The organism is Microvirga sp. jy35, assembly GCF_056148915.1.
This window is the reverse complement of the sequence record NZ_JBWBEW010000009.1, coordinates 129,029-153,632: the sequence shown is the minus strand read 5'-3', so window position 1 is coordinate 153,632 and position 24,604 is coordinate 129,029. Positions and strand designations below refer to the sequence as shown.

The 24,604-nt window shown below is 58.8% G+C and carries 18 protein-coding genes; 13 read left to right on the top strand and 5 right to left on the bottom strand.

Features of this window, described 5'->3' with window-relative positions:
* Window positions 1-76 precede the first annotated feature (76 nt).
* From AC0QTX_RS09965 to AC0QTX_RS09955, 3 genes are read left to right on the top strand one after another with little or no spacing between them, the layout of a single operon-like run.
* The gene (locus AC0QTX_RS09965) at window positions 77-1,027 is read left to right on the top strand and encodes an ABC transporter permease (RefSeq protein ID WP_474603673.1); all 951 of its coding nucleotides are present in this window, start codon (window positions 77-79) and stop codon (window positions 1,025-1,027) included.
* Window positions 1,024-1,890 carry an ABC transporter permease gene (locus tag AC0QTX_RS09960; RefSeq protein WP_474603672.1) on the top strand — a complete coding sequence of 289 codons (867 nt, stop codon included), beginning with the start codon at window positions 1,024-1,026 and terminating at the stop codon, window positions 1,888-1,890. The genes AC0QTX_RS09965 and AC0QTX_RS09960 overlap by 4 nt, the downstream gene beginning before the upstream one ends.
* The gene (locus AC0QTX_RS09955; RefSeq protein WP_474603671.1) at window positions 1,887-3,548 is read left to right on the top strand and encodes an ABC transporter ATP-binding protein; all 1,662 of its coding nucleotides are present in this window, start codon (window positions 1,887-1,889) and stop codon (window positions 3,546-3,548) included. The genes AC0QTX_RS09960 and AC0QTX_RS09955 overlap by 4 nt, the downstream gene beginning before the upstream one ends.
* A gap of 24 nt (window positions 3,549-3,572) precedes the next feature.
* Here AC0QTX_RS09955 and AC0QTX_RS09950 read toward each other — a convergent pair whose 3' ends face one another.
* Window positions 3,573-4,049 (bottom strand): Lrp/AsnC family transcriptional regulator, encoded by a 477-nt coding sequence (locus AC0QTX_RS09950; RefSeq protein ID WP_474603670.1) that lies wholly within the window; start codon window positions 4,047-4,049, stop codon window positions 3,573-3,575.
* A gap of 312 nt (window positions 4,050-4,361) precedes the next feature.
* On the opposite strand from AC0QTX_RS09950, the gene AC0QTX_RS09945 reads away from it, so the two are divergent.
* From AC0QTX_RS09945 to AC0QTX_RS09915, 7 genes are all read left to right on the top strand, one after another.
* Window positions 4,362-5,687 (top strand): NAD(P)/FAD-dependent oxidoreductase, encoded by a 1,326-nt coding sequence (locus AC0QTX_RS09945; protein ID WP_474603669.1) that lies wholly within the window; start codon window positions 4,362-4,364, stop codon window positions 5,685-5,687.
* The gene (locus tag AC0QTX_RS09940; RefSeq protein ID WP_474603668.1) at window positions 5,674-7,095 is read left to right on the top strand and encodes a D-amino acid dehydrogenase; all 1,422 of its coding nucleotides are present in this window, start codon (window positions 5,674-5,676) and stop codon (window positions 7,093-7,095) included. Before AC0QTX_RS09945 ends, AC0QTX_RS09940 begins: the two co-directional genes overlap by 14 nt.
* 468 nt (window positions 7,096-7,563) lie before the next feature.
* Window positions 7,564-8,313: an SGNH/GDSL hydrolase family protein gene (locus AC0QTX_RS09935; RefSeq protein WP_474603667.1), complete on the top strand. Its 750-nt coding sequence runs from the start codon at window positions 7,564-7,566 to the stop codon at window positions 8,311-8,313.
* Between the two features lie 251 nt (window positions 8,314-8,564).
* Window positions 8,565-9,317: an ABC transporter substrate-binding protein gene (locus AC0QTX_RS09930; protein WP_474603666.1), complete on the top strand. Its 753-nt coding sequence runs from the start codon at window positions 8,565-8,567 to the stop codon at window positions 9,315-9,317.
* Between the two features lie 70 nt (window positions 9,318-9,387).
* On the top strand, window positions 9,388-10,041 hold the full coding sequence (locus tag AC0QTX_RS09925) for an amino acid ABC transporter permease (RefSeq protein ID WP_474603665.1): 654 nt from the start codon (window positions 9,388-9,390) through the stop codon (window positions 10,039-10,041).
* 10 nt (window positions 10,042-10,051) lie between these two features.
* Window positions 10,052-10,783 carry an amino acid ABC transporter ATP-binding protein gene (locus tag AC0QTX_RS09920; protein WP_474603704.1) on the top strand — a complete coding sequence of 244 codons (732 nt, stop codon included), beginning with the start codon at window positions 10,052-10,054 and terminating at the stop codon, window positions 10,781-10,783.
* A gap of 13 nt (window positions 10,784-10,796) precedes the next feature.
* On the top strand, window positions 10,797-12,095 hold the full coding sequence (locus tag AC0QTX_RS09915; RefSeq protein ID WP_474603664.1) for an NAD(P)/FAD-dependent oxidoreductase: 1,299 nt from the start codon (window positions 10,797-10,799) through the stop codon (window positions 12,093-12,095).
* Window positions 12,096-12,525: 430 nt separating this feature from the next.
* On the opposite strand, the gene AC0QTX_RS09910 is transcribed toward AC0QTX_RS09915, so the two are convergent.
* Window positions 12,526-13,146 (bottom strand): HNH endonuclease, encoded by a 621-nt coding sequence (locus AC0QTX_RS09910; RefSeq protein WP_474603663.1) that lies wholly within the window; start codon window positions 13,144-13,146, stop codon window positions 12,526-12,528.
* A gap of 472 nt (window positions 13,147-13,618) precedes the next feature.
* Complete coding sequence (gene repC / locus AC0QTX_RS09905; RefSeq protein ID WP_474603662.1) at window positions 13,619-14,764, bottom strand: plasmid replication protein RepC; 1,146 nt, start codon at window positions 14,762-14,764, stop codon at window positions 13,619-13,621.
* 878 nt (window positions 14,765-15,642) lie between these two features.
* Between repC and AC0QTX_RS09900 the strand changes: the two genes are divergently transcribed.
* Together AC0QTX_RS09900 and AC0QTX_RS09895 are read left to right on the top strand one after the other, a co-directional pair.
* Window positions 15,643-20,595: an AAA domain-containing protein gene (locus AC0QTX_RS09900; protein WP_474603661.1), complete on the top strand. Its 4,953-nt coding sequence runs from the start codon at window positions 15,643-15,645 to the stop codon at window positions 20,593-20,595.
* Between the two features lie 60 nt (window positions 20,596-20,655).
* Window positions 20,656-21,462 carry a hypothetical protein gene (locus AC0QTX_RS09895; protein ID WP_474603660.1) on the top strand — a complete coding sequence of 269 codons (807 nt, stop codon included), beginning with the start codon at window positions 20,656-20,658 and terminating at the stop codon, window positions 21,460-21,462.
* Between the two features lie 454 nt (window positions 21,463-21,916).
* Here AC0QTX_RS09895 and AC0QTX_RS09890 read toward each other — a convergent pair whose 3' ends face one another.
* The gene (locus AC0QTX_RS09890; RefSeq protein ID WP_474603659.1) at window positions 21,917-22,546 is read right to left on the bottom strand and encodes a hypothetical protein; all 630 of its coding nucleotides are present in this window, start codon (window positions 22,544-22,546) and stop codon (window positions 21,917-21,919) included.
* A 146-nt stretch (window positions 22,547-22,692) separates the two neighbouring features.
* Entirely contained in the window at window positions 22,693-23,760 is a 1,068-nt protein-coding gene (locus tag AC0QTX_RS09885) for a ComEC/Rec2 family competence protein (RefSeq protein ID WP_474603658.1), read from the bottom strand.
* A 265-nt stretch (window positions 23,761-24,025) separates the two neighbouring features.
* On the opposite strand from AC0QTX_RS09885, the gene AC0QTX_RS09880 reads away from it, so the two are divergent.
* Window positions 24,026-24,244: a hypothetical protein gene (locus tag AC0QTX_RS09880; RefSeq protein WP_474603657.1), complete on the top strand. Its 219-nt coding sequence runs from the start codon at window positions 24,026-24,028 to the stop codon at window positions 24,242-24,244.
* The last annotated feature ends 360 nt before the right edge of the window (window positions 24,245-24,604 follow it).

Here is a 24,604-nt window from a genome sequence, read left to right as displayed (position 1 = left end):
TAATTCGGCCCGGATCTGGAGGGTCCTCCTGTGATTCGGGCCGATCCACTTCCATGCATCAGTGGGTAGTCGCGCTATGAACTCCCTCATACTCAGTCTCGCCGCAAAGCGCGTACTTGTCGCTCTCATGACACTACTCTTTGTCGCGTTCACCATCTTCTTCGCGACCGAGATGCTCCCGGGGGACGTTGCGGAAATCCTCCTGGGTCAAGCTGCTACGCCCGAAGCTGTGGCCGGACTGCGAACAGCCATGAACCTTGATCAGCCGGCTTTCCTGCGCTTCATCTACTGGCTCGGGGAACTACTCACCGGCGACCTCGGCGTTTCCTACGTGAATAAAATGCCAATCAGCGACCTCATCGGCGGACGGCTCGTTAATTCGCTGAAACTGGCCGGTGTGACGGCCATGATCACGGTTCCCATCGCGCTAACTCTTGGTATCACGGCCGCGATCATGCGGGGGACACTTTACGATCGGCTTGTGTCGATCTTCACGATCTCGGTGATTTCTGTGCCCGAGTTCATGGTTGCAACCATCGCCGTTATCGTTTTTGCGGTCTATCTCGGCTGGCTGCCTGCCCTTTCGATGGCCAATGACGTGACGTCGATCGGAGGCTTACTGAAGGCCTTTGCTATGCCGGTGATCACGCTGAGCTTCGTCGTTTCCGCACAGATGATCCGCATGACTCGTGCTGCCGTGCTCGAGACGCTCAACACGCCCTACGTGGAGATGGCTCTTCTCAAGGGTGCGTCGCGCCGGCGTATGGTTCTGCGCCACGCGCTGCCGAACGCGCTTGGTCCCATCGTCAATGCAGTGGCCCTGTCTCTCTCTTATCTGCTGGGTGGGGTGATCATCGTCGAAACGATCTTCAACTACCCTGGTATTGCGAAGCTTATGCTTGACGCGGTTTCAACGCGCGACCTTCCGCTGATACAAAGTTGCGCGATGATCTTTTGCCTTGCCTACTTGCTTCTCATCACCATTGCCGACCTCGTTGCCATTGTCTCCAATCCGAGGCTTCAATGACCATGTCCATTTCGCTGTCGACCACACAAAAGACTAGGCTACCACGCTTTGGATACCGGGTTCCCCTGGTGGGAACGGTATCGTTCCTCATTATCGTCGCCTGGATGCTTGTTGCTGTTTTTGCCCCATACATAGCCCCGCATCCAGTCGGAGACATCGTCGACTTTGACTTCTTCGGCCCGATGACCGCGCAATTCCCCATGGGAACGGACTACCTCGGTCGTGATATGCTCTCGCGCATTCTGCTCGGCGCCCGCTATACGGTCGGCATCTCCCTTGCTGCCGTTAGTCTTGCCTGTTTCTGTGGTGTCACCTTAGGCATGACCGCCGCGGTTATCGGTGGGTGGTTCGATAGTGCCCTGAGCCGGCTGCTTGATGCCCTGACATCCATTCCGAGCAAGATCCTGGCGTTGGTGATCGTCGCGGCCGTTGGCTCGTCGATCCCGATTCTTATCGGGACCCTGGCCTTCATCTACACACCAGGCTGTTACCGCTTTGCGCGTGCTCTAGCCGTGAATATCAACACGATGGACTATGTAACGGTCGCCCGAGCGCGCGGTGAGGGTCTCGGCTACCTGATCCGCTCCGAAATCCTACCTGGCATCATCGGGCCGGTTTTAGCCGATTTTGGACTGAGGTTCGTGTTCATCGTGCTTTTGCTGTCAAGCCTGTCCTTTCTTGGTCTTGGCGTGCAGCCGCCATTCGCCGACTGGGGCGCTCTGGTTAAAGAGAATATCGGCGGGCTGTCCTTTGCGGCGCCGGCGGTGATCTTTCCGTCGATCGCGATCGCAAGCCTGACCATCAGCGTCAATTTGCTGATCGACAACCTACCCCAGAAGATCCGAGACCGGAGCGAGTCATGAGAAATCTCGTCGAAGTTCGCAAATTGCGGGTTGATGCGAAGACAGACTCAGGCCGCACAGTCGAGATTATCCGGGGTGTGTCCTTCGATGTCGCGGAAGGGGAGATCGTCGCTCTCATCGGTGAAAGCGGTTCCGGTAAGACGACTATTGCCTTGACCCTGATGGGGTATACGCGCCCTGGATGTCGGATTGTCGGGGGGAGCGTTGAACTCGCTGGACAGGAGATTTCTGCCCTACCGGAACGCAAACGCGCCAACAAGCGCGGCACCGAAGTCTCGTACGTGCCGCAGAGCGCCGCCGCCTCCTTTAACCCGACGCACAAGATCATGGATCAGGTTATCGAGGTGACGAAGATCCACAGGTTGATGCCGGTTGACCAAGCACGCAAGAAGGCGATTGAGCTTTTCAGGGCCCTGGCCCTGCCTGATCCTGATACGATTGGTGACCGCTACCCGCACCAGGTATCCGGCGGCCAGCTGCAACGCCTTTCGGCAGCGATGGCTCTGATTGGTGATCCAAAGCTTGTGATTTTCGACGAGCCGACGACTGCACTGGACGTGACGACGCAGGTTGAGGTTCTTCGTGCCTTTAAGTCGGTGATGAAGAAAGGCGCGATCGCCGGGGTCTATGTTTCGCACGACCTTGCCGTCGTCGCGCAGATTGCCGACCGCATCGTCGTTTTGAAAAACGGCGAGATCCAGGAAGTTGGCCTGACCCAGGATATTTTGGAGCGTCCGCAGCATCCATATACACGGGAGTTGCTCAACGCTTTTGAGCCGGCCTCGCATGCCCGGGTGGCCGCTGAAAGCGTTGAGCCCGAAAAGCCGCTTCTCGTCGTCAAGGACATTGTGGCGGGATACGGTAAGCTGGATGAAAGCGGAACTCCTACCCTACGGGTGCTCAACAAGGTCAGCTTCGAGCTTCCTCGTGGGAAGAATCTCGGCATCATTGGCGAGTCCGGCTGCGGAAAATCAACCTTGGCGCGGGTCATCGCTGGCATTCTGCCTGCCACGCAGGGACAGATTCTTCTTGAAGGTAAGCCGCTTGATCGGGATTTGCGCAAACGCAGCCGCAATGAGCTACGCGAGGTGCAGATCGTCTTCCAATCTGCCGATACTGCACTCAATCCCGCCAAATCGATTTCCGATATCCTGGCCCGCCCTTTGACATTCTATCATGGGATGGCCGGCAAGCAGCGAGAGGCCAGGATCGATCAACTGCTCGATATGGTTCGCTTGCCGCGCTCTTTACGATATCGGCGACCAGGGGAGCTGTCAGGCGGACAGAAGCAGCGCGTTAATCTGGCACGTGCATTGGCGGCCGACGCCAAGCTCATACTTTGTGACGAGATCACCTCTGCGCTGGATACCGTCGTCGCGGCAGCAATCATTGAACTCCTCAAGGAACTTCAGCGCGAGCTTTCCCTGTCGTACCTTTTCATCAGTCACGATCTTTCGACGGTACGGGCGATCTGTGACGAGGTAGCGGTGATGTATGCTGGCGAGAAGATCGAGCAGTTGAGCCCCGACGTTATGGGCAGTGAGGCCGGACATCCCTATTCGCGGTTGTTGTTTTCCTCTGTACCGAAGCTCAACCCAGGTTGGCTCGACAGTCTGGAGCAGGATCCCGAACTCCTGCAGGCCTATTCGAAGCGTTAATGAGAACCCGCCGGATCTCTTCGTTCAAACGTCAAACATCTTATCGAGCGGAAGGTGTGTTTTGACGATCGGAGATTTCAGAACCACGTAGCTGAAGTATTTGTCGATGCCCACATCCATATCGATCAAGCGTTCCATGATCGTCTGGTATTCAGCGATGCCCGGTGTGACGAACTTCATCAGATAATCGTAGCCACCAGAAACGAGATGGCACTCCATAACCTCATCGATTTTATCGACGGTTGCAAGAAAGCGTGCAAAATCGATCTGTCTATGGTTCTTGAGCGTGATCTCGGTGAAAACCGTAAGTGTCTGACCAAGTTTAGAAACGTTTACCTGTGCTGAATAGCTGGTTATGTACCCTTCAGTTTGGAGTCTCTTCACCCGCATGAGGCAGGGACTTGGCGAGAGATTGACGAGTTCTGCGAGTTCGACGTTGGTGATGCGCCCGTTCTTCTGGAGTTCCGAGAGTATCTTCAGATCGATCCGGTCGAGCTTCATTGTCATCCGCACAGTCTTGGATTAGATCCCGCGATTATGCCGGTTTTGTTCGCTACTGCAATCGCATGAGCGCTTTTGCACTGGTCTGGCAGGTGTGCCTGATCATAGACCCTAGATGAGTCTATCTGGGTGCGAGCATAGGCGTTCTGATCACATTGTGGCTTCTTCCCAGCCTATGACCATAGGATCGACCGCAACAATCACCTGTCTTTCATTGTATGAACAGCATGAAATTCCGTTGCATCGCATCGTTGCAGGGAATGGGTCTGCTGCCAGTCATCTATGCTCCAGCCAAACTACGGGAGACCTGCCATGCCGGCGCCGCTCATTCAAATTAGGACCACGCCTGACCTACCGCAGGAAGCCGACGTGGTCGTCATCGGTGGTGGCGTGGTCGGCGTCTTCACGGCGTACTATCTGGCGAGGCGCGGCGTGAAGGTCGCGCTGGTCGAGAAGGGGCTGGTCGGTGCAGAACAATCCAGTCGCAACTGGGGCTGGTGCCGTCAGCAAAACCGTGACGCGCGCGAGTTGCCGATGGCAACGAAGAGCCTTGATCTGTGGGAGAAGTTGGCTGAAGAGACCGGCGAGGATACTGGCTTTCGCCGCTGTGGGCTTCTGTATCTCTCTCAGAACGAGAGCGAACTAGCTGGTTGGGCGAAATGGCGCGACTTTGCCAAAATGGCTGGCGTCACGACCCATATGCTGAGTCAGCAGGAAGCGACGGAACACGGCCGTGCCAGCGGTCGGGTTTGGAAGGGGGGCGTGTTCTCACCAAGCGATGGCACGGCCGACCCGTCCCGAGCCGTTCCCGTGACGGCGCGGGCGATTTTGGCAGCCGGGGGGACCGTACATCAGAATTGCGCAGCGCGTGGCATTGAAGTCAGCGGCGGCCGCGTAAGCGCGGTTGTGACGGAAAAGGGCACCATACGCACACGCGTTGCCGTCATGGCCGGTGGCGCTTGGGCATCGTCTTTCTGTCACCAACTCGGCATTCGTTTCCCGCAAGCGTCGATACGAGCCTCGATCTTGGCCGTCGCACCGGGCGCAAACGATTTGCCCGATGCACTGCATACGGCAGAAATCTCAATGACCCGGCGCGGTAATGGTGGTTACACTCTTGCAATCAGCGGCCGGGCGCGGGTCGATCCAACCCCGCAGCAACTCCGGTTCAGTCGCGAGTTCTTGCCAATGTTCGCTCGGCGGTGGCGTAGCCTTGCGCCCGGGGGACTTGAAGGCTGGCGTCAGGGGCACGAGACCCTGCGCAAATGGCGATTGGATGAAGTGACGCCGATGGAAAAAGTCCGGATCCTCGATCCCAAGCCTGATACGAAACAGATCCGCTTAACCCACTCAAGAGCGTGCGATCTCATGCCGGGCATGCGCCAGATGCCAATAACCGATGTATGGGCCGGATACATCGACAGCACACCCGATGGGGTGCCTGCCATTGGTGAGGTTGAGAATATACCAGGTTTTATTCTTGCCGCCGGCTTCAGTGGGCATGGGTTCGGGATTGGACCAGGGGCTGGCCACCTCATCGCGGACCTGATTACGGGTCGACCGCCGATCGTGGATCCACGCCCCTACAGGCCTGAACGCTTAAGCGCCTCTGTATGGGGTAAAGTTGCGGATTTCTGAGGTCGTTCACAGCTTCTGGAGAGTACTGCTTTCAGTTGATACGCCGACGCTGGATCATCGGCTCTACGGTGCTGGTGCACAGCGGTTCCGCTACCACCGCCATTACACCATTCTTGAGGGTCACACCATGCGCGTTCTCGTTCTCGGCAGCGGCGTCGTCGGCGTCACGTCCGCCTATTATCTCGCCAAGCTGGGTCATGAGGTGACGGTGGTGGATCGCCAGCCCACTGCCGGCATGGAGACGAGCTTCGCTAATGCGGGACAGGTCTCGCCCGGCTACTCGGCGCCATGGGCCGCTCCCGGCATTCCGATCAAGGCCATGAAGTGGCTGATGATGAAGCACCGTCCACTGGTTCTCTGGCCACGCACCGAGTTGCGCCTCTGGGGTTGGCTGGCCCACATGCTGGCCAATTGCACCGAGGAGGCGTATCGGCGCAACAAAAGCCGGATGGTCGCTCTCGCCGAGTACAGCCGGGACTGCCTGCGCGAGGTGCGGCAGGAGACCGGCATCACCTATGATCACCGGGAGCAGGGTCTGCTTCAGCTTTTCCGCACCCAAAAGCAGCTCGATGGGATCGGGGAGGACACGGCGGTTCTCGACGGCTACGGCGTGCCCTACGAGATCCTGGACCCCGCAGACTGCGTGGGCATCGAGCCGGCGCTCGGTCTCGTCCAGGGCAAGATTGTCGGCGGCCTGCGTCTCCTCGGCGACGAGACCGGGGACGCTCACCTGTTCACCCAGCGGCTCGCTGTGATTGCCGAGCAACTGGGCGTCCGGTTCCGGTACGGCACCTCCGTCCAGAGGCTGCTCACCGAAGGCAACCGGATCTCCGGCGTGCAGATTGATGGCGGCGAGGTGCTCACAGCGGAGACCTATGTGGCAGCCATGGGCAGCTATACGCCCCAATTGGTGAAGCCCCTCGGGATCCACTTGCCGGTATATCCGGTCAAGGGCTATTCCCTGACCATGCCCATCGTGAACCCGGACGCGGCGCCGGTCTCGACCGTGATGGACGAGACCTTCAAGGTCGGGATCACGCGCTTGGGCGACCGGATCCGGGTCGGAGGAACGGCGGAACTGGCCGGCTTCAGCCAGCGCCTGCGGGGGCCGCGGCGAGCAACGCTGGAACACTCGGTCACGGACCTGTTCCCGCAGGGCGGAGACGTCAGGCAGGCCAGCTTCTGGACGGGCTTGCGGCCGATGACGCCGGATGGCACGCCCGTGGTGGGGCCGACACGGTACAGGAACCTGTTCACGAACACTGGTCATGGCACCCTCGGCTGGACCATGGCCTGCGGCTCCGGGCGCGTCCTCGCCGACCTGATCTCCGGCCGGGCACCCGAGGTCTCGCACAAGGATCTCGCCGCCGATCGTTACAAGGGTGAATGGCGCTTCCAGGCCGCATAAGTCGCTGCTTGGGGAATTTGGAACTCCGCGTAGCAGGTAGGCAGACTAGGGCACATTCATTGAGGTCCGTTAATCCGACATAGGCCCGTCGCGACAGAAGCCCGGCTCCTATTCATGAAGCGTATCTGCGATGGGTTGGGCTACCGCCGCTCCACGTGAAAGTGCAACAATCATAATGAGCGCTCAAAGCGCACTGCATCCCGATTTGGCCTTCGGCCTAAGGGCGCTGTTAGCACCTCATCGTCAAGGGTGAGAAATGCGATACGACCAATTGCAGTCCCATCCGGCTCCACAAAGAGGCTTACGCGAGGTACGCGGCTGTCTTCCTGAGTGCATGAGCCAAAAGTACGATTGTATTATTCGCAACTCAGCCATGAGACGAAGCCTCTGTTCAGCGGCTGCTTCGGTAGGTTCCCCTGCTGATTGCCAGATCGAATCCATTATCGGCAAGCGAAGGAGGAAGCCCACATGTCTCTCACCCGACGCAGTCTCGTCGGCGCACTCACGGCAGTTGCGCTTCTTGCCGGAGGCATAGCGCACGCCGCCGATGGGGCTGCCAAGCGCATCATGGTCTACGGCGACTCCAACACCTGGGGCTACATCCCGGTCGAAAGCGGCTCGACCACTCGGTATTCCAAAGACGTGCGTTGGCCCGGTGTCCTTCAGGCAGCACTCGGATCAGGCTACGAAGTTATCGACGAAGGGCTGAGCGCCCGTACAACCGACATCCCTGATCCGACATTGCCCCACATCTCGGGTGCCGGGCTCGATGGATCTGCCTACCTGTCCTCGGCTCTAGCCACGCACCAGCCGCTTGACCTCGTTGTGATCATGCTAGGCACCAACGATGTGAAGAAGATGTTCGATCGCTCGCCATTCCGGATCGCGCTTGGCATGGGCAAGCTGATCGACACCGTGGCGCAAACCAAGGGCGGGGTGGGAACGTCGTATGCCGCTCCCAAGGTCTTAGTCCTCGCTCCACCCCCACTGGGGAAACTGTTCCCTGAAGGACGCGCCGAGAGGTTCGCCGGCGGTGTGGAGAAGACGAAGGCGCTTCCGGTTTACTTTGAAGCGATTGCAAAAGCAGCTGGAGCCGAGTTCCTTGATGCCGGCAAGCTGACGACCACGGATGGCATCGATGGTGTTCACCTAAGCCCAGAGGCTCACAAGGCCATCGGCACCGGTGTTGCCGAGAAGGTCAAGGCGATCCTGCAGTAAGATCTGTGCTGTGAAGGGCAGTTCATCACGGGGTGAACTGCCCTAGTCCCCGGGCTTCTAGTGACAGCGGCCTTGTTCCTTGATTGATTATTCGCTTCTAGACTGGGGTTATCCCGCATCCACCCCTCATCAGATCTCCAAGTCTTCGATCGTCGTAAAAAAACATTGCGGACAAGCTAAGGCTATGCAGAAATCTTCATACCAGTGAAGGTCGGGCAGCGGCCCGAACCAACAAAACTAGGGAGCCCTTAATGTCGTTGCGCTCGTTGATCGCCGCCGGCGCGATTCTCGTCTCGCTTGCGCTGCCCGCAGCCGCCCAGCAAACCCTCAAGGTCGGCTCGACCCCGACTGGTATCCCGTTCACCTTCCTGGATACCCAGACGAACACGATCCAGGGTGTCATGGTGGATCTGATCACCGAAATCGGCAAGGACGCCGGCTTCGGGGTTCAGGTGGAGCCGATGCAGTTCTCCGCGCTCATTGGCTCACTCACCTCGAACCGCATCGATATCATCGCAGCGGCGATGTACATCACCGAGCCTCGCAAGCAGCAGATCGATTTCTCGGCCCCGGTCTACACCTATGGGGACGGGCTGTTCGTGCCCAAGAGCGACGTCAAGGAATATGCATCGCTTCAAGACCTGAAGGGCCTCAACGTCGGGGTCCAGGTCGGCACAGCCTATGTGGAGCCGCTGCAGAAGAGCGGGCTCTTCCCGGAAGTGAAGATCTACGAAACGATCCCGGACATCATGCGCGATGTGAACGCCGGCCGCATCAAGGCCGGATTCGCTGACCTGCCCATCGTCGCCTACAACCTCCAGCAAGGCCGCTTTCCCGAGGTGCGGCTCGTGAAGGGTTATAAGCCCATGGTGGTGGGATCCGTGGGCATCGGGGTGCGTAAGAGCGACAGCGAGCTGCTGCGGAAGATCGACGCGTCACTAGCGAAGCTCAAGCAAAACGGCACGGTTGCCAAGATTCTCACTAAGTGGGGGCTCCAGGAGTAGCGCCCGCCGAGGGGCGGCGCCACCGCCGCGCCTCCCCTCCAAATACGCCTGTTCCTGCCGCTAGGTCCCCATGCAAGGCTTCTTAAAGGACTCCATCGAGTTCCTGCCCATCCTCCTTCAAGGCCTGCGCCTCACCCTTATCGTGACGGCTGGGTCTCTTGTGCTCTCGACCGCGCTTGGCCTTCTCTGGGCGCTCATGCGCGTGTCGGGCGTGCCGATCCTCGCGGGCATCGCCAAGACATTCGTGAACACGATCCGGGGCATTCCGATCATCGTGCAGCTCTTCTACATCTACTTCGTCCTGCCAGACCTCGGCATATCACTCACCGCGGTGCAGGCCGCAATCATCGGGCTCGGGATCGCTTACTCCGCCTATCAGTCGGAGAACTTCCGAGCCGGCATCGAGGCGATCGACCGTGGACAGGTGGAGGCGGCACAAACCATCGGCATGGGCTGGGGACTCACAATGCGGCGAGTGATCCTGCCGCAGGCGTTCAAGATCGTGCTCCCGCCCTACGGCAACATCATGATCATGATGCTGAAGGACTCGTCCCAGGCCTCCACGATTACGGTTGCGGAGCTTGCGCTTCAAGGCAAGCTCATCGCATCCTCAACCTTCCAAAATACGACCGTCTTCACCCTTGTGGCGCTGCTGTACCTGTGCATGAGCATCCCGTTGATCCTCCTCGTTGGCCACCTTGAGCGGCGTTTCGGACGGAGGTGACGCGATGGCGATGATCGAGCTCGATAACGTTCACAAGAGCTTCGGGGCAAACCACGTCATCCGGGGGATCACGACTCACGTGTCGAAGGGCGAGGTCGTGTGCATCATCGGTCCTTCAGGATCGGGCAAGAGCACAATCCTGCGGTGTATCAACGGTCTGGAGGGCTACGATTCCGGCTCGATCCGGTTTGAGGGCATCCCGGTGAACCGGACAGCGAAGTCCATAACCACCGTGCGCACCCAGGTCTCCATGGTATTCCAACGCTTCAACCTCTTCCCGCACCGCACTGCGCTAGAAAACGTTATTGAGGGTCCCGTCTTTGTGAAGCGCGAGCCACGGGCGGACGCACAGGCGCATGGGCGGCTCCTCTTAGAGCGCGTGGGGCTTGCGGACAAGGTTGGGGCTCATCCGCACGAGCTCTCCGGCGGACAGCAGCAGCGGGTCGCTATCGCCCGTGCGCTGGCGATGCGACCGAAGGCAATTCTCTTCGATGAACCCACCTCCGCCCTAGACCCAGAACTCGTAGGCGACGTGCTCACCGTCATGCGGTCGCTCGCCGATGAGGGCATGACCATGGTGGTGGTCACGCACGAAATCGGCTTCGCCCGCGAGGTCGCTGACCGTGTGCTCTTCCTCGACGGCGGCGTTATCGCCGAGGAGGGTCCCGCCGCCGAATTGTTAACGAACCCGCGCAATCCCCGGACTCAGGATTTCTTGCGGCGAGTACTGAAGCCTCTCTGAAAGGTCTTTGCCGATGACCGAGCCGTTTCCCTTGAGCCCCTCTCTCTGGGCTGCAACAGCGCCGCCAGCACCTGAGACACCACCGCTCGAGGCAGACGCTCGGGCCGACATATGCGTGATCGGGGCCGGCTATGCCGGACTTTCGACCGCGCTCCACCTCGCCGAGCAAGGCGTCGACGTGACGGTATTGGAGGCGCACGAGCCGGGCTGGGGCGGATCCGGCCGAAACGGCGGCCAAGTGATCCCAGGGCTGAAATACGACCCTCGTGAGCTTCGCTCGATGCTCGGCGAGGAGGCCGGGGATCGCCTAGCGAACTTCGCCGGAAGGACAGCCGATGCGGTGTTCGACCTCATCGCCAAACACCGGATGGAGGTGCCGCATCTGCGTCGTGGGTGGATCCAGGGTGCACATACCCCCGAGAGCGTCGAGACCGTCCGCCGACGTGCCGCGGACTGGGCAGAACGGGGTGCGCCGGTCGAGTTCCTGGACCGGACCGCCACCGAGGCTCATCTCGGCACAGACCAGTATGAGGCGAGTTGGCTCGACCAGCGAGGCGGGGCAATCCAGCCGCTTGCCTATGCCCGCGGCCTCGCTCGCGCCGCGTTGGAGGCGGGCGCGCGCATCTATGGGCGCAGCCCAGCAACACGCCTCGTCCGGAGAGGCGGACGCTGGCACGTGACCGCGGCTAATGGGAGGACTGTTGAGGCCGAGCGGGTGGTGCTGTGCACGAACGGCTACACGGGTGACCTCGTGCCGGGGCTCAGGCAGACGATCATCGCCCCGAACTCCTTCCAAGTCGCCACTGCTCCCCTGTCCGACAACCTGCGCCGGTCCATCCTCCCTCACGGCCAGGTCTGTTCGGACACTCGAAAGCTCCTTCTCTACTTCCGGCTTGATCACGCGGGGCGTTTGATCATGGGCGGGCGTGGTCCCTTCCGGGAACCCACCTCCGCCGCTGACTGGGCGCACCTGGAGCGGGTGGTAGTCAAGATGTTCCCGCGCCTCGCTGGGGTGCCGTTCCAACATCGCTGGTGTGGGCGCGTAGCGCTCACACGAGACTTCCTGCCCCATCTCCACGAGCCCGAACCCGGGCTCCTCGTCGACATCGGCTGCATGGGGCGTGGCGTGGGTCTTCAAACCGCCATGGGAATCCGGATGGCGGAATATATTTCGACGGGTCGGCCGGATACTCTGCCCTTCCCAGTGGTGCCGATGAAGCCACTTCCCTTCCACGCTCTTCACCGGGCCTACGTGTCCGCCATCATTACTTGGTACAGGATGACGGATGGTGGCGTGCGGCAGAGCGCATGATCCTACGCGAGAGCGCGGGCGGATTGATATGCGGACCGCCGCGCTTGCGCGACAGGACTGAGGTTTCGAATTTGGCTGTAGGCGAAACTTGAGGCGGTCACATGCCGGTCAACAAGGGGCATGCCTCATCTAAGGACTCTGATGTCATTGACTGTTCAAAGAGATTCTGACGGCGCAAAGCGGGAGCTTCGTGTATCGCGGTAAGGTCAGCTTCTGGTCCGCCGCTCAATACTCGCTCCGGGCACTCCTAGGACATAGGCGCTTGGTCCGCTTTGGCGCTTCAGAGCAGACATTGTTGTGGGGATAGAAGGGGAATGTTTGCTCTAGAGCTCTTTCGGGAGGTCAGGCCACTTCGGAGTCGGCCCCTCGACAAGCAATCCGAAAAGGGTATTCATCAGTGATCTGAGACCCTGTCTACCCTCTGTCGCACCTAATTCCGTCCGATCGACGGGCCGTCATAGCGTAATCCGAACAAGCGCGACAGTCGCCTAGTAGCCCGATGTGTGGCAAGCCAAGTCCTCCGTCGTGACCAGGCGAGCAAGAGCGGCAGAGGGGCGCCCGCCGGCGGAACCTTGATCAACCGCTTGAATTCGACCTCACTCGTGGCGCCTTTCAGGCCGTTGCAGTCTGCGCACGCGGCCGCAAGATTGTCTCGGCTGTGCTTTCCGCCCTTTGCCTGCGCGATCCTGTGATCGGCTGTCGCCATGCGTACCGTGAGCGGGCAATAGCAGTAGAAACAGGTGTGCTTTTGAGCTCTCAAGGCGTCGCCACGATGCATCACGTAGAACGCGCGGTTGACCCCCGTCGGCTTCTTCGGCGGAGAAGAGGCGTGTGCCGGTGTTTCCTTGGACTGCCTTGGCGCCACAGACGGGGCAGACATCTTTGCCTCTTTCGGTCGCTTAGGTAGTCGCTTGACAATAAAACTATCGCCGGCCTCAGCCATCACGAGATCAAACTCGTACGAAAGCTTATGCCGCTTGACGATATGGGCGCAGAGCGATCGGAAGCCGCCGGCGTCGACTGCGCAATATGGGCAGCGGTAGATTGTCATGCGGTCATGCTTCTCGCGTTACCCGGACTCCTAGAGGAGTTCTATGTCCACTGCCTCTTCCTTAGCCTGATCGTATCTGCGGGGCTTCCCTTGGCAAAGGTATGCTCCTGTTTTTCCGGCCAACCTGTGAGCGTTCATTGCGGTAGCCGGAAACGTGTCGAGACCGATTCCGGCAGGATGCAACCCTCGTAGCACGGGGTCCGACGAGCTGGCAGCATCGAAACACCACTGCCCCGGATCGCCGCCCTTGAGCTTGCTCCTCAGGGTTGCTCGGAGAAACAACCCCAATGCACGAAGCGAATCCTCTACTCACCTAGAACCCAGTTCCATGCCTTTCATGAGGACATCAGATGCCATGCTCGTCACGCCCAAGCTGATCTCCTCAAGCAGAATCTTTCCATACAAGCCATATGTCCACCTGACGGCTTCGGGCATGTTGTGACGGGGCCGACGCTGATAGAAGATCTTTCTCTCACAAGAGCTTTCGTCGCCTCAGAGCCAAGAGCTCAGCCTGAAGATTGATGCTTCCTCTGCCGATCATGCGCACAATGGATCGGTAATAGCCGCCGGCATTCCGGATGCGGTTTCGTCCGCTAGCAACGTCGTCGTCATAGAGCTGCAGTACGTAAATGACCGCGGCTGCTGCAGAGAAATCACCTATGGTCCGGACAGCCTCATCCCACGTGCTGGGATGAGCCCCTAAGGAGGCACGCAGGTAACGGCCAGCTGAAACCACATCAGCAGCGTTTCGGATCACCTGCCCATAGTAAGAGATCACAGGGCAAGCCTCGACCACCAGCGCTGGCAAGATCTGCGTAGAACTCGATCGAGCAATCGTGCGCGGTTGAGACAGATTAGTGCTGTTGTCACAAGTCTCACTAGGAGATCCGTTCTCTGCTTCAATGTGCCGGCATTCGGTGCCGTCACAGCCTGCCTTGTAGAAGGCGTCCTCAGCAAGGCTCCGAACCTCCTTCCACGCTTCGGCTAGGCCCTCGGGGAGGGATGATCCGGACCTCCTGGGGGTTCTGGTTTTCAAGACCTCCAGGCGGTGCTCCAGATTAGATCGTTCAACCTCGGGAAAGTGCTGGGAAAGAGCGCTCAGCGCCTCCTCTGTTGCCCGACGGCAGATCGTGATTTCATCGAACATCCGCTTGTGGGCGTCCTTGAGCCGCTTCTGTTGGGCGACTGTTTCAGCCCACTCACGCCGCCTGGCATAGATCGGGGTCAGGTCAAATCCGAAGGCGTCAACAACCGCGCCAGCATCATCCCGGATGGCGTAGCGCTTGCCGTTAGGCGAGTCTTTCGGAACCACGAGCCTGAGGTCGATCAGGGCACGGATTACGTTACGGATAGAGCGCTCGGACAGACCTGTGGTCGCCACCAATCGGGCGTTAGACGGCCACACCAAAAGCCGGTCGGCTTTCTGCTCACCCCAGCATGCCACGAGCTGACCCAAAACCATGCGCTGGGTTGCACTCAGCCCAAGCGCCTTCTCGGCCGCATGGGCGGCGGCTGAGAGTTCTTTGCGCGTTACAGCGCGCCCGACCTCGAGCACGAGTTTTCTCGCTGCCAGAGCGGCATGTCTCAGCCGCCGGCATCCTGACGATGCGAGTTGCATCGCGTCCCTCCAATGTGAGGGCAAAGCGGGAGCGTTCACCGACACCGATGTTGTTGACAGTCAGCTTGTCGGGATGGCATAAGGAACGTGTTCAAGATTCCATTACGCCCACCCCTCGGTGGGTCTCCAAAGGCCCTCGAAGTTTCCAGCTTCGTGGGCCTTTTGCTTTGCCTGGCCTTAGTTCACGGGTTGCATCTCCTGATCGAAGAGGGCTGCGAGAGTTTCGGAGGCAGACTGCCTAGGCGGACGGAGCCTCCAGTGAGGACGCTAGTCCCGCCGTCGACGTTCGTGAGCGCCAACACGTCAGGCTCCCACCAACCTACCGGGACGATAGGCCTGTGGGAGCGCTGCTCTTGTGGCGCAAAGAACTGGAGCCTGCGCACCCGCTCTTCTCGCAACCGTTCAAGTGATGGCTGATTCGATGTTACGTGTGGAGTCGATCTGAAATGATTGAGCGATTGTTAACGCAGTTTGCATTGGAAAAACTGAAACCGCAGGACTCTTGAGGCCTAAAGCGGCGAGTCGAAAGAAAGATAAAAGTTCTGCCTTGACTCTGCGAGAATCGCTTTTGACTCTGCGGCTGCTGGACGCACTAAGATCATTGTCACTGCGGCTGTGCCACACAGACTCGAAATCATAGTTCATCATCTTGAATACTGTCAGTGTCGATGGAAGCCGATTGGGTTTACCAGGGATCAGGCTGACAGCCACTACTGGGGAGTGTAGGCGAGGACCTCTGTCTGTCCGCTCGTCTTGCTGTGGTCACTGTGACGCTAATGGACCAACACTTTAGGCTTGACCAATACCGGACGCTCAGATGAGTCTCTTTAGCAACAAAGCTTCGTTCGAGGGGCTAGGAACGAAGCAAGCCAAAGAACATGATGTCTGCACCTGATACCGTCGCACCTGCCGCTGAGCGCCTTCACAATCTCCTGGGATACGTCGAGCAGGTGGTCCGGCTGGATGAGCGTCCAGCCCTGCGGCTGTCTGAGCATCGGCTTCCAACAGGACAGACCTTTGTGCTGCACCAGCATGAATTGCATGCCATGCCTGGGGTTCGTCACGATCTGGTGGACGAGGATGGCCCGGTGTGGCTCGCCGTGGAGCGGCTCCGGCGCAGTGATCCTCCCACACCGCCAGAACTCGCGGTAGACTGGCTGGAAATCTCCCCTGATCCCGAGCGCGAGCCTAAACTCCGGGACTACCTGCTTCGGACGGTAACGGAAACGGAACGGGATGAACTTCTGGCCTCCGGAGCCGTGCGCCCGGAGGATGTGGCGGAAGCCATCAAGAAGGACGAGACCATTCTCCGCTGGGATGTGCGCCTGCGCTTGGAGGATCGCTCCGACGTCAAGATCGCCGCCGAGACGTGGATTACTGAACAATGGTTGCCCTGGTCGATCGCAGAACGTCCAGTTCGGCGGTCCCTGGCGCTGTATCAGAGGTTGTTTGAGGTCACCCAATTCGCTGAACTCGGAGGGGGCGACAAATCCTTCGAACTCGTTTGGGGTATCGGGCTCTCCCGCTGGCTTAGGGATGGCAATGAGGTCGACCTGCCTCTGGTCGAGCGTCTCGTAGAGATCGAGATCAATGATCTTAGCGGCGGTGAGATCAAGGTCCGCCCCCGCGCGGCCACAGCCAGCATCAACATGCGTCCGTTCGAGGATCTCGGCGTCGAAGGGGCTCCTTTGGCATTGGACGCGTCTCGTCGGGCGATCGCGCTCGTCGACGCGGACGAGGGTGTCTCGCCTTATCGGCGTGACGGGTTCGAGCCTATCCTCCGGGCCTGTCAGGCCCGTCTGGATGCCGAAGGCGTATATTTGCCCGATCGCCAGGCACTGGCACCCGACCAGCCGGTGCTGCCGGCCAGCGAGCACCTGACCGTCTCGGACCGTTGGGTTCTGTTTGCCCGGAGACGATCCGACAGCTTCATCCTGGCTGATCTCGAGAACCTGAAGAAGTCGGTCGAGAAGGCTGCCGAGGAGGGTTCGTTGCCGGGCCCGGCCCAGACCCTCGTGATGGGGCCCTCCACAGCACAGCCGAACGATATCTGGGCTCCACTAGGCAATCGCGTCGGTGAGACCACCGGCGGGACAGCGGAGGCGGCGCCTCAACCCGAGGCTATGGACCTCTTCTTCCCAAAGCCCTTCAACGATGACCAGATCGAGATCGTCCGGCGTCTGGAAGGCACCGATGGCATCGTTGTCCAGGGACCGCCCGGCACGGGCAAGACGCACACGATCTCCAACATCATCTGCCACTACATGGCCACGGGTCGGCGGGTCCTGGTCGTGTCCCATGGCGAGCCTGCCCTTGCGGTCCTGCGGAACCAGCTGCCCGAAGGGGTCCGGGATCTCGCGATCAGCATCACGGCCACGGAGCGAGAAGGATTCAAGCAACTCGAGACGGCCGTGCGCCTCCTGCAGTCCGTCGTCGAGAGCATCAGGCCCAGCGAGCAATCGCCTCTGATCCGTGACCTGGAAGCCTCTGTTGTTGGCCTCCGGACCCGACTCGAGGAGGTCGATAGGGAGATCGAGCGCTTCGCCCTGTTGCAGCTCGCCCCGACCGGGGCTGGCGAGCGGCCCGCGGAGCTTGCAAAACGGATCGTCTCCTCGGCAGAGCAATACAGGTGGTTCGAAGATCGCCCGGAGCAGTCCGCGCAGAATGCTGGTCTGTCAGACGACGAGATTTCCGCCCTTCGGGCTGCACGTGTGACCCTCGGCTCCCGGCTTGAGCACCTGGATGCGGTGCTCCCGTCGGTTGAGGATCTGCCCGACGGGGACGTCATTGCCCGGCTGCATGAGGACCTCGTCCGGTCCGAGCGCTTCGCAGAGGCTGCCGCACGGGATGGCTCGCTGTCGATCCGCATCGGTTCGGCTGGTGCCATCGGGCAGGCGCTCCGAGGAGCCGAAGCCCTTGAGACCCTGCAGCGTGTTCAGATGCTCACCAAGGCTAATCCGTGGCTTGAGCCGGTAGCTCAGCATGCGATTTCTGGCGAGCGAGGAGCCGGCGCACTCGATCCGCTCCTGCGGTTTGCCGAAGACGCAAAGCCGATTGTCGAGGAGCGCAAGCGCTACTTGGCCCAGCCGGTGGAACTGCCTGATACCTTCGAGCCAGCAGCCGGTGAGGCGACCCAATTGATCGGCCGCCTCGCCAACGGTGAGGACGTCTTTGGCTTCTTTGCCTTTCGCGAGAAGGCACTCCGGCCGGTTGTGCAGGCCATCAAGGTGCAAGGACGCACGCCAACTGCTCGTGAGGACTGGGATCACATTCGCCAGTATCTCATCTGGCGGGAGCAAGTCACTTCATTGAGAGTCCGGTGGCGGGCGCTGGCCGAGGAGATTGGTGCTCCGTCTGCAGGGTCGGCGCGGGAGATCGAACAACTCGTTAGCCTCCTTAGTGCCATCCTCGTGGAGGGGACCGGCGCTATGCGCGCGCTCGAGGAGGTCTTCGGCCAAGTGATACCTGGGGCGAGCTCGCCTCGGGATCTCTGGCGCGATCCTGCTCGGATGAAACATGCCGAGGAGGCGCTTCGGAATGCGGCGGCCTCCGCACAACTCGCCGCCGCGCGCGTTGAAGTCTCCCGTCTTGAGGGGCTCTTCTCGGATGCATCAGGCAAGATCGGGAAACTGGCTCGTGACCTGCTGGGCGAGGCGATCGGCCGATCTGATATCGAGACGGAGAACATCGCCCGGCTCTGGGGTGCCTTGAGGCGCCAAATCGATGACCTGAATCAGCACAAGAACCATCTGGCGCTTGTCCGCACCATGACAGTTCGGATCCACGAAGCGGGGGCTCCTCTCTGGAGCCGGCGTCTGGCCACAGAGCCAGTTGAAGGCGAAACGGATGCTTTGATTCCCGCCGACTGGCGTGAGGCATGGGATTGGGCGGCCGCCTCCGCTTATCTGGCGCGGATCGATGACCGGAACCGGCTGCGTAGCCTGACCGAGGAACGGGTCCGCCTTGATGCTGACATCAGAAAGACCTTCGAGCGGGTGGTGCGCGAGCGGACCTTCTATGAGCTCGGCCGATCCATGTCTGGGCCGGTGCGCTCTGCGCTGATGATGTTCGCCACAGCCCTGCGCAAGACCGGCAAGGGCACTGGGAAGGGCGCTGTCCGGCATCGCCGTGATGCCCGCAGTGCCATGGCGCAGTGCTACGACGCCATTCCGTGCTGGATCATGCCAACATGGCGCGTTGCGGAGCAGTTGCCTGGCGAGGTCGGATCGTTCGACCTCGTCATCATGGACGAGGCCTCCCAATCCGACATCCGTGAGGTGCCGGCACTCCTTCGCGGCAAGAAGATCCTCGTGGTCGGCGACGACAAGCAGGTGAGCCCGACAGCGGCCTTTATCGAGAACGCGAAGATTGATCGCCTTGAGAACGGTTTCCTCAAAGGGCAGCCCTTTAAGACGCTTCTGCTTCCGGGAGCCTCACTCTACGACCTCGCCAAGGTCATGTTCCCAGACAAGCTGGTCATGCTCAAGGAGCACTTCAGGTGCGTTGAGCCGATTATCCGGTTCTCCATGCAGTTCTACCCTGAGCCGCTGGTGCCGCTGCGCGTGCCAACGGCGCATGAGCGGCTCGATCCGCCACTCGTCGACATCTACGTCGCGGACGGGCGTCGGCAGGGCGACAAGCAGAATCCACGGGAGGCCGAGGTCATCGTCAGCGAGATCCGCAAGATCGTTGAGGATTCCAGCCTTGCTCGTATCGAGGCCCAGGACCGCTGGCGCACGATCGGCGTGGTATCGCTGATCGGAGCGAAGCAGGCTGCACTGATCAACCGCATGCTTCTCGATGAACTCGGAGAAGAAATGATGATGCGCCACCGCATCGCCTGCGGTGACAGCGCCACCTTCCAGGGCAACGAGCGCGACATCGTCTTCCTGTCCATGATCGCTGATCCCAACAGCAAGCAGGCGCAGACGGCAGCCCAATTCGAACAGCGCTTCAACGTGGCGCTCTCTCGCGCCCGCGATCGTCTCGTGCTTGTTCGTTCGGTTCGTGAGGAGGAACTCAAGCCCGACGACCTGAAGGCGCGGGTGATACGCCACTTCCGTGAGCCGATGGCCGGTGCTGCTACGCCGACGGGTGACCTTGAGGCGATGTGCGAATCGGACTTCGAGCGGGAGGTGCTGCGCCGCCTTCTGGAGCGCGGGTACCGGGTCACTCCACAGGTCGGCGCCATGGGATACCGCATCGATCTTGTCGTCGAGGGAGCAAACGGACGGCGCCTGGCCGTCGAGTGTGATGGGGATCAGTACCACGGTCCGGAGCGCTGGGCGGACGATATGCGCCGTCAACGCATCCTGGAGCGGGTTGGCTGGCGCTTCTGGCGCTGCTGGGCGTCGAGTTTCACGCTCGACGCCGATGGCTGCATGGACGATCTGTTCGCGACCCTGGAACGCCATGGAATTGGGCCAAGCGACGGTGCTGCCAATGGTGGGGTTTTCACAACCCACATCACGGTACCGTCGGCACAGGCTGAAGGTGGGGCGCTTGTCTCGGACGAGATCGAGCGACAATCCCTAGCTCAGGTCCATGAGCAGAACGGGGCAGCTCTCGAAGAGGGAGGAGGGCTCACCTCTCTTAGTGGGATCCGTGTCGGCGATCGGGTCGTCATCAAGTATCTCGACGATAGCAAAACGGCGACATTCACCCTGAGCTCAACCCGTGACGATCTGACCAACGGCTTCCTTGCTGAGCGCTCTCCATTAGGGAAAGAATTGCTTGGTCGAACAGAGGAAGACGAGGTTGAATTCGAGGTGAATGGTCGTATGAGGCGTGTCCTCGTCGTGAGGACCGAGAGATCATTCGCAGCTCACTAAATAGCCCAACGTGCTACTTTTCTGAGTTCGTGTAGGATCATACCTAGGGGTAAGTCCACCGTGTTTCACGAAACTCCTCTCTATGAATTCAATCGTTTCGCGCCTTGGGAATTATTCTGCTCTACGTACCGCTCATATAAAGAGGCTGAGGGAGCCAAGTCTCCTATCGAACGCCTCCACCACAACCGCAGCCTCCTGCTCTTCTCATTCGCTTACCTTGAGGCGTTGCTTAACTATGCCGTTCAACGGGAGGCCAATGGCGACGATGTGGAGAAACTCGTCCGATGGGAGAAGTTGAGCAAAAAAATAGATTATCTTGAAGGGAAAATCAGCTCACCGATCGACCGAACTGAACTTGATGAGATAAGTAAGGAATACGGATATCTTCGCAATGAGGTCGTTCACTTCAAGAGAACGGATCAACAGCCTCAATTTCACGTGCAGCATATTCAGCCCGCCAAATTTATGATCTTAATCGAAAGGTTCAGTCTACGTGTTTTTTTGCCTACACATGGAGAATTTACTTATTGGCTGTTAGGATGGAATTACACAGGTTTCAACGGCAACTGGCGAGATCTTTATCTTTCCAACAACGGGAATGGGTTCGGGCACTCCCTTGATCGTATGGGCTTTCGCTTCCAGCCGTTGCAGGGCGCTGGAACACTAGAATTTGCTCAAGCCCATATGTCGACCTTCGAGCACTACGACGAGATTCGTAGGTTCCTTGATACATTCCCAGCCGACGCAGAGCCGATCTCGGCAACATTTCCAATGAGGCCCCGGTTATTACGGAAGTGGTGGTGCGAGACATCACTGCTTGCTGCCGAGCGCGATGTAATGCGTGCGGCAGGATGGCGTAAGGACTAAGAATGAGAGCCGTCTTCACATAGCGCTTGGATATGGTACCTACGATTGCACCAACGATAGAAGCAACAAATCCAGTACTACTCCAGCACATCCAGGACGCATTTTTTCACTCATTTTACGGGCAACTTGACCTTACGAAGCTGGCCCATGATCAAAAACAAACCCAGCCAGCAGATGCTGGCCAGTGAATTCCAGTAGATAGCGTCGCGGGCGTAGACTTAATGATCGCACCAAGCTCCACCTTCTGAGTCCACCAAGCGCCTCATTGCACGCACTTCAGCCAGGAAAAGGCCAAGTTACGCTTCTCATACAGTGTTCCCTGACGGACACGATCCTGCAAACATACCAATATGAGCGGTCGGATCTAACCATTGAGCTAAGGCCCCGGCGCAGCCTGTTATGTTGATCTTCAGCGAATTGGCTGTGCCTTCGAAGGCACGCTGTTAGGTACCATCTACTCTGCCTTTTTCCCCCTTGGCGTCTGAGGACCTGGTGCTGCGTTCATGAGCGCCTCACAGCTAAGGAAAAGCTGTCTGGAATATTGTTTTGAGGCCTCAATGACACTGGCTTCCGTCACGGCGAAGATCACATAGACCGCGTGGAGCAAAGCTATGATTAGAACGGGCAGGAGCTTGGTTTGACTGAGGCTCACCAATGTCACGGGCCACTCGGTGGCGGCGATGATGGCAGCACACGCAATTACAGTCAAAATGTTTAGGAACACAGCAACAGGCTTCATGCCTAGCAAGTTTCGCCTGAAGCCATAGGTGATGTTTTCACCAAAGAGAATGTGGAATTTCTTTGTGTCGCGAGTGTGTTCCCTAAGCCAAGCTCCACAGCGCGCATAGAACGCGTCCGCCGCTTGTGGGTTGGCTTTCTCCTGCGCCTTTGTCGGAGCTTTTTCGTTCAGTTTTCCCGCCAAGAAGGTTACATAACGATCCCTCGTTCTAGGATCCATTTGGTCGGTATCGTGGCGGAGCATTGTGATGCTCGGTCGTCCTCCAATTTTCTGCTCTATTTCAGGCTCTATGCTCTTGCCTCGACGGCGCGCGAGATCCGACAATACAAACAACATGACGGCCATTGCGAGACCGACTAGCGCCGTTGATAGCCCCAAGCTGCCCCAGGTGACCGACGTAGCTCCCAAGGCAAGCGCGGGGACCGCTGAGATTACAGCAGGAAAGATCCGAGCGCGGATGGAATATGGGTCAATTAGGCTTAGGAGTGACATCAGTCTTCAACATCTTCAGAGAAAGGTTCAGGGGTCGATGCCGACCAGCCACTTCTGAGCAGGAACTCATGACGGTAGTACTTCGTCATTCCTCTAGTCGCATGGACAGGATAGCCACGACGTATAAAAGCGTTCTTGACCCTCTTCCGAGGATATATGTCTGCATCCTTGCCAACGGATACATAGGCGTACCCTCGTACGGTTTCCTGACTATCCACAGGCTTGCCAAGCCACCAGTCCAGAACTTGCGGCGTGACATTCCGGCGACTTCCATGATGAGGGATCTGCACTAACGTGGGAGGGCTCAGCCAACCTCGTGCATGGGCATATGCAGCGGCCTCCTCTAAGCCTGCAGGCCCTACATCCGCGGTCAGCAAGACGGTCCTTCCGTCGATATGACCTAGTTGCACAACACTGGTTTCGTTGGATGCTGATGTAGCCGGAGGATTCTCATCAAGGGTTTCAACACCCCATGATTCTTTTATCTTGTCGATTGCGGACCTGGCTGCCTCAGTCACGTATCCAAGAAGGCCAGACGCTTCCCTATAGGAGGGCGGTGTTTTGTCGAGGTCGTGTATCAGATTGACATAGCGCGCCCGGCTAGGAGCTAAGACTGTGAAAGGCCCGATCGTGGCCCCTTGGAAGACCTCAAAGATTGGGATGTTCCTAGACGCGGCGATCTCTTCTATTTCTACGAGATAGGGGTGCATTTCCCGCATCTTTGCGATGAGGCCGCTGAGAGTGTAGTTCCCATGGAAGTCGTCGAGCACCTCAGCTGCATAGAGCCATGGTCGGTTCATCCAGATGGTGCCCACGTGGAAATACTTCAGGACCTCGATCAGTCCAGTTGCATGGTCGTTGTCTGCATGGGACAGGACCATGTTGGCGATTTTCGTCTGCGGGCCATGATAATACCGCTCGATGTGGTCAATTACGGTCTGTCCGGTATCACTGAAACCGCCATCGACTACGTGCACGTAGTAGCCGGTCTGATCATTGCCGTAGCGAATGCAGATTGCATCCCCGTTGCTGTTACCAACAGGCAAGAAGTCTATCTCGAAAGCCATCGTCGTTCCCAACCCTATTAGGGCAGTTTGGGGGGCTCAAGGTTATAGTGTCAACATCCTGCCAATATAGTCCCACCGCGTAAGCGCGCTGCCACGTGTGGAGTGGAACTGCTTGGCCAAGTGGGGCCAGGCCGGAGGGCACATGCTGATCTAGCAAGCTCCGGCTGAGGATCATCCCTCGTTTTGATGTGCCCTGCCGCACACCCCTTGGGTCGCAAAACTGCCACGGTACGCTTTCCTACTGCGATCAAAGCAGGAGATGATCATGAACGCCATCCTCGCAGTCCTGTGTCTGTTCTTTGGCTCACCGGATGACGTGAGAGTGGAGGGCTTTGACTCCGCACAGGAGCCAAAGTTGGAACGATATCGGACACTCCTCTCGGAGCTGGCACCCTCAATAACCGCTCCAGAGGTGATGGCACCCATCGATTTACCTGACGATCTGAAGGAAGCCATTGAGTGCTGGACAAGCAACGAAGGTTGATCAGCGTCTCTCGGGACAGCCGCCGTATTTGATCAACGCTCCACAGGTGAATGAAAGACCGCTGGCACAGATAAACCCATGACCTGGCTCAACCACGTAGCCAATTTCACCTGTTCTTGATGAACGCAGCTGTTAACTGAAGAAGGCACCACAGGTGTGAGCTGTGTGGCCGAAACTGCAAAAAGTTAGTCTAATTGCCTGTTGAAAGCAGTCTATATGCTTGTAGGGACATTTGCCTTCGGAGGGCAACGCTCTCTCCCGCTGGGTTACCGGCATACGAATTGTGTTCCAAAAAGGGACGCAGTTTGATTAACTGCGTCGCCCCATTTGGTTTTCATTTCGCCGTATTTGCTTAACGGT

What these genes read in the sequence shown, in the direction of transcription:
- AC0QTX_RS09885 (WP_474603658.1), bottom strand. Translation starts at nt 23,760, where the DNA reads ATGGCTTTCGAGATAGACTTCTTGCCTGTTGGTAACAGCAACGGGGAT.
- AC0QTX_RS09910 (WP_474603663.1), bottom strand. Translation starts at nt 13,146, where the DNA reads ATGACAATCTACCGCTGCCCATATTGCGCAGTCGACGCCGGCGGCTTC.
- AC0QTX_RS09955 (WP_474603671.1), top strand. Translation starts at nt 1,887, where the DNA reads ATGAGAAATCTCGTCGAAGTTCGCAAATTGCGGGTTGATGCGAAGACA.
- AC0QTX_RS09945 (WP_474603669.1), top strand. Translation starts at nt 4,362, where the DNA reads ATGCCGGCGCCGCTCATTCAAATTAGGACCACGCCTGACCTACCGCAG.
- AC0QTX_RS09920 (WP_474603704.1), top strand. Translation starts at nt 10,052, where the DNA reads ATGATCGAGCTCGATAACGTTCACAAGAGCTTCGGGGCAAACCACGTC.
- AC0QTX_RS09890 (WP_474603659.1), bottom strand. Translation starts at nt 22,546, where the DNA reads ATGGCCGTCATGTTGTTTGTATTGTCGGATCTCGCGCGCCGTCGAGGC.
- AC0QTX_RS09960 (WP_474603672.1), top strand. Translation starts at nt 1,024, where the DNA reads ATGACCATGTCCATTTCGCTGTCGACCACACAAAAGACTAGGCTACCA.
- AC0QTX_RS09925 (WP_474603665.1), top strand. Translation starts at nt 9,388, where the DNA reads ATGCAAGGCTTCTTAAAGGACTCCATCGAGTTCCTGCCCATCCTCCTT.
- AC0QTX_RS09880 (WP_474603657.1), top strand. Translation starts at nt 24,026, where the DNA reads ATGAACGCCATCCTCGCAGTCCTGTGTCTGTTCTTTGGCTCACCGGAT.
- AC0QTX_RS09965 (WP_474603673.1), top strand. Translation starts at nt 77, where the DNA reads ATGAACTCCCTCATACTCAGTCTCGCCGCAAAGCGCGTACTTGTCGCT.
- AC0QTX_RS09950 (WP_474603670.1), bottom strand. Translation starts at nt 4,049, where the DNA reads ATGAAGCTCGACCGGATCGATCTGAAGATACTCTCGGAACTCCAGAAG.
- AC0QTX_RS09935 (WP_474603667.1), top strand. Translation starts at nt 7,564, where the DNA reads ATGTCTCTCACCCGACGCAGTCTCGTCGGCGCACTCACGGCAGTTGCG.
- repC (WP_474603662.1), bottom strand. Translation starts at nt 14,764, where the DNA reads ATGCAACTCGCATCGTCAGGATGCCGGCGGCTGAGACATGCCGCTCTG.
- AC0QTX_RS09930 (WP_474603666.1), top strand. Translation starts at nt 8,565, where the DNA reads ATGTCGTTGCGCTCGTTGATCGCCGCCGGCGCGATTCTCGTCTCGCTT.
- AC0QTX_RS09915 (WP_474603664.1), top strand. Translation starts at nt 10,797, where the DNA reads ATGACCGAGCCGTTTCCCTTGAGCCCCTCTCTCTGGGCTGCAACAGCG.
- AC0QTX_RS09900 (WP_474603661.1), top strand. Translation starts at nt 15,643, where the DNA reads ATGATGTCTGCACCTGATACCGTCGCACCTGCCGCTGAGCGCCTTCAC.